Source organism: Streptomyces sp. NPDC048612 (assembly GCF_043199295.1).
Classification (GTDB): domain Bacteria; phylum Actinomycetota; class Actinomycetes; order Streptomycetales; family Streptomycetaceae; genus Streptomyces.
This window is the reverse complement of the sequence record NZ_JBICVV010000071.1, coordinates 1-1,048: the sequence shown is the minus strand read 5'-3', so window position 1 is coordinate 1,048 and position 1,048 is coordinate 1. Positions and strand designations below refer to the sequence as shown.

Sequence of the window (1,048 nt, the reverse complement as noted above, 5' to 3'; positions counted from 1 at the left end):
ACCGTGATTCCGGGAGTAGTGGCGAGCGAAACTGGATGAGGCCAAACCAGTCACGTGTGATACCCGGCAGGGGTTGCGTGGTTGGGGTTGTGGGAGTTCTCTTTCATCGTCTGCCGGCGATGAGGCAAGTCAGAAACCGTTGGTGTAGGCGAAGGACATGCGAAAGGTCCGGCGTAGAGGGTAAGACCCCCGTAGCTGAAACATCAACGGCTTGCTTGAGAACCACCCAAGTAGCACGGGGCCCGAGAAATCCCGTGTGAATCTGGCGGGACCACCCGTTAAGCCTAAATATTCCCTGGTGACCGATAGCGGATAGTACCGTGAGGGAATGGTGAAAAGTACCGCGGGAGCGGAGTGAAATAGTACCTGAAACCGTGTGCCTACAAGCCGTGGGAGCGTCGCGCATCGAGCTTGCTCGGTGCGTCGTGACTGCGTGCCTTTTGAAGAATGAGCCTGCGAGTTTGCGGTATGTTGCGAGGTTAACCCGTGTGGGGAAGCCGTAGCGAAAGCGAGTCCGAATAGGGCGTTGAGTAGCGTGCCCAAGACCCGAAGCGGAGTGATCTAGCCATGGGCAGGTTGAAGCGGAGGTAAGACTTCGTGGAGGACCGAACCCACCAGGGTTGAAAACCTGGGGGATGACCTGTGGTTAGGGGTGAAAGGCCAATCAAACTCCGTGATAGCTGGTTCTCCCCGAAATGCATTTAGGTGCAGCGTCGTGTGTTTCTTGCCGGAGGTAGAGCACTGGATAGGCGATGGGCCCTACCGGGTTACTGACCTTAGCCAAACTCCGAATGCCGGTAAGTGAGAGCGCGGCAGTGAGACTGTGGGGGATAAGCTCCATGGTCGAGAGGGAAACAGCCCAGAGCATCGACTAAGGCCCCTAAGCGTGTGCTAAGTGGGAAAGGATGTGGAGTCGCAGAGACAACCAGGAGGTTGGCTTAGAAGCAGCCACCCTTGAAAGAGTGCGTAATAGCTCACTGGTCAAGTGATTCCGCGCCGACAATGTAGCGGGGCTCAAGCACACCGCCGAAGTCGTGTCAATGCCACA

Annotated in this window: 1 rRNA gene; it reads left to right on the top strand. The window is 56.7% G+C overall.

Annotated elements, in window-relative coordinates:
• A 23S ribosomal RNA gene (locus ACGFN2_RS35920) occupies window positions 1-1,048 on the top strand; the annotation flags it as partial.